This is a genomic window from Roseateles sp. P5_E11, from assembly GCF_054049355.1.
On record NZ_JBFUMO010000281.1, the window covers coordinates 1 to 7384 of the forward strand.

The window sequence follows — 7384 nt, forward strand, 5'->3', positions numbered from 1 at the left end:
GTACTGACGCGTGCGGCCGAGCGACTCGAACGCCGCGCTGGCGAGCGGGTGGCTCGCCAGCGCGACGGCCAGGTCGTGCGGAATGCCGGCGGTGCGCTGCGGCGCATAGGCGGCGGCCCAGCGGCCGTCGGCCCGGGCTGCATCGATCTCGGCCTGGCCCGTGGCCCGCATGCGGCCCGCGGCGGCCAGCACCGCCACCTTGTCCACATTGATCTGCGACCAGCGGCTGCCTGGGCGGCGAGGCACGTACTTCTGCAGGTAGTGGCGCTCGTCCAGCGCCCTGCGTTGGCCGGAGATCCAGCCGAAGCAAAGGCCCACGTCGACCGCCTCGTCGCTCGTCAGCGAGGGCAGGCCCGACCCCTTCCTGGCAATCTTGAGCCAGACGCCACCCTGGAGATCGACATGCGCCTCCAGCCAGGCCTCGAATTCGGCGGCGTCGCGAAAAGCGATCACCGGTGCTTCAGCCATGGCCGTCGTCCGGCGCCTGCCGCCAGGCGAGCACGATGAGCAGGGTGAACGCAATGCCTGCCGCAATCGTGCAGGCGGCATGGGCGATCCCCTGGGCACGCGCCGCGCGCAGCGCCTGCGCGGCCACCCCGCCGCTGGCGTGGTTAGCAATCAACACCAGCACCGCGAGGCCGACGGCCGCACCGATGCCCGAGGCGGTGGAGACGATGCCCGAGGCCACGCCTTGCCGGTCGTCTTGGACACCCTGGGCAGCCGCGATGAACATGGCCGTGAACATGGCGCCATCGCCGAGGCTGATGACCACCATGCCAGGCAGCAGGTCCAGGTAGCCGGCGTCGGGCCGGGCGGCCAGGCCGATCATGAGCGCGCCGGCGGCGCCCACGAGCAGCGCGCCTGCCATCGTGCGGCGCAGGCCGAAGCGGGTGGCCAGCCGACCGGCTGCCGCCGACGCCCCGGTCACGACGGCCGTGGGCACCAGGAAGGCCAGGCCGGCGTGCAGGGCGTCGTAGCCGAGCACATCCTGAAAGAAGAGGGACAGGAAGTAGAGCAGCGTGCCGAAGGTGGCCATGAACAGCGCGGCGGTGACCGCGGCGAGTGCAAGCCAGCCGTTTCGCAACAGGGCCAGCGGCAGGATCGGGTCGGCGCTGCGCCGCTCGACGGCGACGAAGGCCCCGGCCAGCGCGAGCCCGGCGAGCAGGGCTGCGAGGATCCATGGCGATGTCCAGCCCAGCTCGGGCCCCTGGACCAGGGCCAGGACGATGAGCGTGACGCAGGCCGTGGCGCTGATTGCGCCGGGAAGGTCGAACGGCCGCGACAGGTCGAGCGGCCCGTCGTGCGCGATCAGCGCGAAGGTGGCCACGAGCGCCGCGCCGGCGAGGGGCACGTTGACGAGGAAGACGGCCCGCCACCCGAAGCCGCTGGTCAGCGCCCCGCCCGCCAGCACGCCGACCACCAGCCCAGCAGCGCCCGCGCCGGCCCAGAAGCCGAGTGCCTGGTTGCGGGCCGGGCCTTGTTTGAACAGCACGTTGATCAGCGCCAGGGTACTGGGGAACACGAGGGCGCCGCCCAGGCCCTGGAAGGCGCGGGCCACCAGTTGTTGCGCCGTGCCGGTCGCCAGCCCTCCGGCCAGGGACGCCAGGCAGTACAGCAACAGGCCCGCCGCCAGAACCCTGCGCCGGCCCAGCAGGTCCGACGCGCGGCCGCCGAGCAGCAGGAAACCGCTCGACGCGATCGCGTAGGCACTGATGACCGATTGCAGTGTCTGGGACGAGTAGCCCAGGTCCCGGCCGATGTCCGGCAGCGCAACCACCACGATGTACTGGTCGAGCGAGACGATGAACATGGCCAGCGACAGCAGCAGCAGGACGGCGCGTGTTCGCCGGCGTTCGTCGTGGTCGCTCACAGCCGCTCCCGCAGCACCAGCACGACGCTGCGTGGCTCGGTGCCGCGCTGCATGCCCAGCGTGATGCGATCGCCATCCGCCCGGGTGCGCAGCAGCGCCCGTGTCGCGGACAGCTCATCGGCCTGCACCGCCCGGCCGTCGAGGGTGAGGAGCCGGTCACCGACGGCAACCCCTGCCGCCTCCGCCGGGCCGCCGGGAGAGACGTGGGCCACGACGAAGCCTTCGTCGGCCGCGTTGAGCCACATGCCCGAGCGATCGAAGCGGCCCGCGTCGACAGGCGGCGGCACGATGGGCTTGAGATACATGCGCTGGCGCGAGTAGTCGAAGCTGGTCACGAAGCGCTTGAGCAGCCCGCTGCCGATGTTGCCGTCGAAGTTGGCATCGCTGAAGGAGCCGGCCCTGGCGCCCGACAGCGCCGCCACCGGCGCGTTGATGGTGACCGGCCCGAGCGACAGCGACGGCAGCCGCACGACCTCCGACATCGAGGGGCCGCCGACGCCCCAGCCGGTCATGGCGGTGACGGCGCCGGGGAAGCGTTCGCGCAGGCGGCGGGCGGCGACGAAGGGGCTCGTGAGGTCCACCTCGCTGCGCGAGCCGGTGTCGATGTCGAACAGCGCCGGGATGTCGCCCACCCTGCCTTCCACTTGCGGCAGGTGGTCGTAGAACTTGAACGGGATGGCCGTGCCCGCGTCGCCGGCATCGAAGGCGTCAAAGCGGCTGAACGTCAACGTGCTGTGCTGGTAGTCGATGCGCAGCGCCAGGCGGCGCAGCAGCTCGAAGCCGACCATGCCGTCGACCCGGATGCCTTCGACAGCCGGGTCGTAGATGTCCATGGTGATCGCCGTCTGGTCGTGCATGCGGACCGGGCCGAGCGCGATCTCGCGCACCTTCGCATAGCCGCTGGTCGTCGTCTTCTCGCCGGCGCCCGCCGACGGTGAGGCGCCCTGGGCATCAAGGCCCGCCTCGGCCACCACGCGGGACGAAAGGATGGTGTGGCCGCCCGTGTCGACGATGAAGGTGTAGGGGCCGTGGCCGTTGACGTGCGCCTCGACGTAGATGTGGTTGTTCAGCAGCCGGAATGGCACGCTGGCCCGGCGGGCGCCGTCGGCCAGGGTGACGCCTTGTGGTGGGTCGGCCGGCATGGCGTAGGCGGTGCGGGGCCGCCGCGGTGGCGAGCTGACGTCGAGCAGCCGCATCGTCGCCAGGCCGGACTCGCCGGTGCCGCCGTCGACGATGACGCGGCCAGCCACCTGCGCGCCGCCCTGGCGGACGTAGTCCTCGTAGGTCGTGCGGGTGTCGAAGAACATCTGGCGCTCGGCGATGCGGGCGAGCAGCCCGCTGCCGGCGTCGAACCAGGCGTCAAAACGCGAGCCGCCGCGAGGCGTCACGGCGAGATGCTCCAGGGCGCGGCCGTCCAGCGTCTCGCGGCCCAGCGCCTCGATGCGGGCGCCGCCGCGATCCCGGCGCCACCACAGGTTGGCCAGTCGGTAGGCTTCGTTGATCGCCAGGCGCACCCGGTCACCGCCCTGCTGGGGCGTGCAGGCGCCCGAGATGTCGCGCATCCAGGGCAGGCGGCCGTCGAAGCCGTTCGCCACCGTGATCGGGCCGAGTTCACAGTCCGTGACGAAGGCGCCGCTGGCGGTGTCGAACCGCGTGACGACGGTGCCAACCAGCCCCTGGCCCGAATAGGCGTAGCGCAAGGCCAGGCTGCCTGCCTTGGCGGGTTCGCCTGTCGCCGCCCGGTGCGCGGCCAGCACGTGCTGTGCGGTGGCTGCACCCGACGCGCATGGCAGGGCCAGCAGGGCGGCGGCCGTCCACCAGGCGCGCAAACTCGAAAACATGGTCATGCAGGCATCCCTCAGAATGAGGCCAGTTTGTGGCCGATTGCATAGCCTGTCTTGAACCGAATTCACCTGCCAAAGGGAGCACCTGGCGGACCCGGCGCGCCCGGCGCCTGCCGCCCGCTGACCGCCGGGCCAATGCGCCATCCGCCGCGCGAGCGGTTGGGCCGGCACCGGCATGACGAAGCCTTCGTCGCCCTGGTGCTCGCCGGCGGCTATGTCGAGGCGGGCGACACGGGGCGGCACCACTTGCGGGCGGGGGATGTACTCGCCCACCGCCGCTGGGAGTACCACCTGGACGAAGTGGCCGGCAGTGGCGCCCAGGTGCTGATCCTGCCCTTGCCCACCGCCTGGGAAGCTGCCACCCATGCCGCCGCCAGCGACCCGGACGCGGTGGTTCGGCTGGCGGAACGGGACCTGCATGCGGCGCTGGACCTGCTGACCGCCAGCCTGACGGAGTTGCCGATTCCCGCTTCGGACTGGCCCGACCTGCTGGCGGCACGGCTGCGCCAGGATCCTGATGCACCGGTGGCTTCGTGGGCGCGCGAACTCGGCCTGCACCCGGGCAGCCTTGCGCGCGGCTTCCGCCAGGTCTTCGGCGTGACGCCGGCGGCTTACCGCCTGTTCCAGCGTACCCATCGCGCGCTCGGCCACATCGGCCGGGGCGACGCCGGCCTGGCCGCTGTGGCCGCCCAGTGCCGCTTCGCCGACCAGGCGCACATGAGCCGCGCCATCCGCCGCATGACCGGGCTGGCGCCCTCCCAACTGCGCGGCACCCTCAGTGGCGGGGGCGACCGGCCAACGGGATGATGCCTTGCTGGCTCAGCGCACGCCCTGCAGCGCGGCGCCGCGAGCCCGCACGACGGGCMAGTTCGCGACGATCTTGGTTGGAGTCAGCTGGACCTCGCCCTTTTCCTCGGCCGCCAGCACGGCCTCCTCGGATTTGAGTGTGTGCGGTGTGACGCCGGGCTTCCAGCGCACCATGACCAGCACCCACAGCGGGCTGTAGGTCGCGTCGGCATTGGCGCCGCCCACGGGCCTCGGGATGGAGGGCAGCACGGTGRCCTGCTCGTCGCCCGGGAACTTGTAGGCCTTCTCGACGGGCATGCCGGGCTTGAGCGTCTCGGCCAGGGCGGGCACGTAGTTGATGCCCTGCTTCTTGGCGATGCCGGGGTCGGAGATGTCCGTGCTGACGTAATGCACGATCTCGCCCTCGAACCACGCTTCCTTCAGAGGCAGGGTGACTTCGTCGGCTGCCCAGCTGGTGGCTGCGCCCAGCAGCAGGGCAGCACTCAGTGCACGGATGACGGGTTTAGGCATTGCGGTTCCTCGTAGAAGGCGAGACGCGATTCTTGCGCACTGGCGGCAGCTCTGATCGAGCGCCTGGACCTCAAGATTGCCGGACGATCTCAACACCCACGTTGACGAGGATCAGTTGCCCACCCATCAAGCGGCGGATTTCGCATTGAGCCGCCTGTCATCGATGCCCGGCGGCCCGGGCAGCCAGCTGTGTCTGCAGCTGCGTTGATACAGCCGAGTGAACTTGCGCCCCTTCTGTGCCTTTGCAACAGCGTGGGCGGTGCCTATCGTGATTCATCGCTTTCGAGCCTCACGAAGGAGCACCCATGCAACGTACCRCCACCTTGTTCCAAAAATCTGCCGTCACCGGCGCGGCGTCGCGCTTGGGCGCATGGCTGCTGAACCTGAGGGACGCGTTCACACGGGATGACGACGAGCGCTTTCTTGGCGAAGCCCGGGATCTCGCCGATCTGGAAAGACGGCTGCGACGCCTGGAACAGGGCCGCACAGAGCGCTTTGGCCCGCTGCCTGGCGTTTTGTGAGGTCGCATTGCCAGGTCGAGCCTTCGTGGTCCCTCCGACAGGGACCGCAGATCGCCGCTAACCCGCATGGATGCTAGCGATGCGCTCTGGGTGGTGTCCAGTTGTTCCCCTATTGGCGCGACGCTGCCCTTTTTGATCGCATCGCGTTTAGGTACGCTGCCTCCAGCTGAACCACCGAGGAGCCGGACCGATGACAACGCCTGAAGTGAGCGCGCAAGTTGATGCGCTGGCCATTGCCTTTGTAGAAATGGCCAAGATGTTGGGCCGCAGCCAAAAGCTCAATGTGATGCAGTTGGCAACCGCAATTGAGACCGCAGCAAGAACGTGCCCAGACGAAGGGGCAAAGGCCGCAAGCGCAGAACTGGCACGACGGCTGAAGTTGTGAGCCGCCACACACGGCAGGTGAGAGGCGAACCCTCCTGTAGATTTGGGGCCTCAACAACGCCGAGGCAGGCGAAGTAGACCCGCTGGCCGATGCCCTGGCGCTGCGAAATTTGGAGCGTCTGCGCTCAGCCTAGAGGCCGTAGTCCTTCTTCCAATTTGTGCGGAAACCCAGCGCCTTGTTGAAAGCGAACGGGTTACAGCAGAGCTGACCAAAGGACTTGCAGACGTCGGGAATCTTGCGATTCTGGCGCTGCTTCTTGGGCTCCGAGGTCTCCACTGTGACGACGCATCGACCATCTGCCGCGATAGCGTAGGCAATCAAGAAAGGGTCACGACCGATGTACTCGACTTGCTCGTCGGTCAGGTCCGGCGCGTAGCCTTCTGAAATGACCTTCTGTACCAGCTCGGGGTCTACCTCGTCTGGCAGCAGCAGAGCATTTTTGGTGGCCTTCGCCTGGAGCCAAGCAAACAGCAGGTCTTTCTCTCCATCTGACGGCCCCTCCTTGATCTCGTCAAAGATTTCGAACGGGAGCTTCACCTTGCCCCGTTGCCCCATGAAGGTCAGCCATTCCCAATATTCGGGCACACCATCCACCGGGTAGTAATGATGGTGGGCCGTAATGAGGACGCTGGCATCGAGCAGATAAAGCATTCGGGCCCTATCAGCTGACGTCGGCGAGCAGCGGGTAAACACTACGCGGCTTCACGCCAAGCACCTTGGCTGCCTTCGCTGGAGACAGGGTGCCCGCATCCATTGCTCGGTGAGCAAAGTCAAGCATCGCGCGCCCAAGCCTATGGCGCCGGACGACGTAATACGACGGCCCCGACTCCTTCCTTTCGCGGGCGACCTCGCGCGCACGTCCGCGCTCGGCGAGCCAGCGGGCATGCAACTCGGCACTGAGCGCATGCCAGGCGTTGTGACTGATCCTTCCGGCTTTGAAAAGCCCGTAGGCAACCATCGGACGACTTACGCGCCATCGGTTGGCATGCTCGGTAACAACGGCAACCTGCGCATCCACATCCAGGCCGGCGACGTCAACAGCGGCCAGCTCGGCCGGGGACAAGAAGAACTGCCCAGCAACGTCGTTGCAGAACTTCTCGATGTCACGCTCGGAAAGACCCCCGCTCACCCCTGTGAAGCCAAGCCATACATGTGCGAGTTCATGGACCAGCGTGAAGGACCACGCAGGTTTAGCGTCGCCGTCGTTAATCACGACAAAAGGCGCTAAGTCGTCAGCGATGGCAAACCCTCTAAACGCCCCTACCGGAATCGCCGAGTGGTGGCTTCCCAGGTTGCCAGCGAGCAGGACAAACACGCCCACCTTCTCGGCCTTCTTCCTTAGGAACGCGAATGCTTGTTCTGCGCTTGCCTGTTGACGGAATTCCTGCTTGGTTATACCGAGCGTCTCCTCAATAGATTGGCGGACTGCCGCCACGCCCTGTTGCAT

9 protein-coding genes are annotated in these 7384 nt (G+C 68.0%); 3 read left to right on the plus strand and 6 right to left on the minus strand.

All coding sequences use genetic code 11. From position 1 onward, the window contains the following. The 3 genes from ACXJKR_RS19165 to ACXJKR_RS19175 all read right to left on the minus strand — a co-directional run. Positions 1–468 (minus strand): YdeI/OmpD-associated family protein (locus tag ACXJKR_RS19165; RefSeq protein WP_457324165.1); only part of this gene is annotated, 468 nt, incomplete at its 3' end. After that, the gene (locus ACXJKR_RS19170) at positions 461–1870 is read right to left on the minus strand and encodes an MFS transporter (RefSeq protein ID WP_457324166.1); all 1410 of its coding nucleotides are present in this window, start codon (positions 1868–1870) and stop codon (positions 461–463) included. The genes ACXJKR_RS19170 and ACXJKR_RS19165, both read right to left, overlap by 8 nt. After that, complete coding sequence (locus ACXJKR_RS19175) at positions 1867–3717, minus strand: aspartyl protease family protein (protein ID WP_457324167.1); 1851 nt, start codon at positions 3715–3717, stop codon at positions 1867–1869. The genes ACXJKR_RS19170 and ACXJKR_RS19175 overlap by 4 nt, the downstream gene beginning before the upstream one ends. 132 nt (positions 3718–3849) lie before the next feature. Here ACXJKR_RS19175 and ACXJKR_RS19180 point away from each other — a divergent pair, with 132 nt between their 5' ends. After that, positions 3850–4521, plus strand: coding sequence for a helix-turn-helix domain-containing protein (locus tag ACXJKR_RS19180; protein WP_457324168.1), 672 nt, complete (start codon positions 3850–3852; stop codon positions 4519–4521). A gap of 12 nt (positions 4522–4533) precedes the next feature. On the opposite strand, the gene ACXJKR_RS19185 is transcribed toward ACXJKR_RS19180, so the two are convergent. Beyond that, on the minus strand, positions 4534–5031 hold the full coding sequence (locus ACXJKR_RS19185) for a DUF7482 domain-containing protein (RefSeq protein ID WP_457324169.1): 498 nt from the start codon (positions 5029–5031) through the stop codon (positions 4534–4536). Between the two features lie 305 nt (positions 5032–5336). On the opposite strand from ACXJKR_RS19185, the gene ACXJKR_RS19190 reads away from it, so the two are divergent. Together ACXJKR_RS19190 and ACXJKR_RS19195 are read left to right on the plus strand one after the other, a co-directional pair. Next, entirely contained in the window at positions 5337–5552 is a 216-nt protein-coding gene (locus ACXJKR_RS19190) for a hypothetical protein (RefSeq protein WP_457324170.1), read from the plus strand. 190 nt (positions 5553–5742) lie between these two features. After that, on the plus strand, positions 5743–5937 hold the full coding sequence (locus ACXJKR_RS19195; RefSeq protein ID WP_457324171.1) for a hypothetical protein: 195 nt from the start codon (positions 5743–5745) through the stop codon (positions 5935–5937). A gap of 129 nt (positions 5938–6066) precedes the next feature. Here ACXJKR_RS19195 and ACXJKR_RS19200 read toward each other — a convergent pair whose 3' ends face one another. Beyond that, positions 6067–6588: a DUF4411 family protein gene (locus tag ACXJKR_RS19200; RefSeq protein WP_457324172.1), complete on the minus strand. Its 522-nt coding sequence runs from the start codon at positions 6586–6588 to the stop codon at positions 6067–6069. Positions 6589–6598: 10 nt separating this feature from the next. Further along, a partial coding sequence (locus tag ACXJKR_RS19205; protein ID WP_457324173.1) for an ImmA/IrrE family metallo-endopeptidase occupies positions 6599–7384 on the minus strand: 786 nt, incomplete at its 5' end.

Bases quoted from the DNA above. Each gene is read 5' to 3' on its own strand.
- ACXJKR_RS19175 (WP_457324167.1), bottom strand. From the start codon at position 3,717: ATGACCATGTTTTCGAGTTTGCGCGCCTGGTGGACGGCCGCCGCCCTG.
- ACXJKR_RS19200 (WP_457324172.1), bottom strand. From the start codon at position 6,588: ATGCTTTATCTGCTCGATGCCAGCGTCCTCATTACGGCCCACCATCAT.
- ACXJKR_RS19180 (WP_457324168.1), top strand. From the start codon at position 3,850: ATGCGCCATCCGCCGCGCGAGCGGTTGGGCCGGCACCGGCATGACGAA.
- ACXJKR_RS19195 (WP_457324171.1), top strand. From the start codon at position 5,743: ATGACAACGCCTGAAGTGAGCGCGCAAGTTGATGCGCTGGCCATTGCC.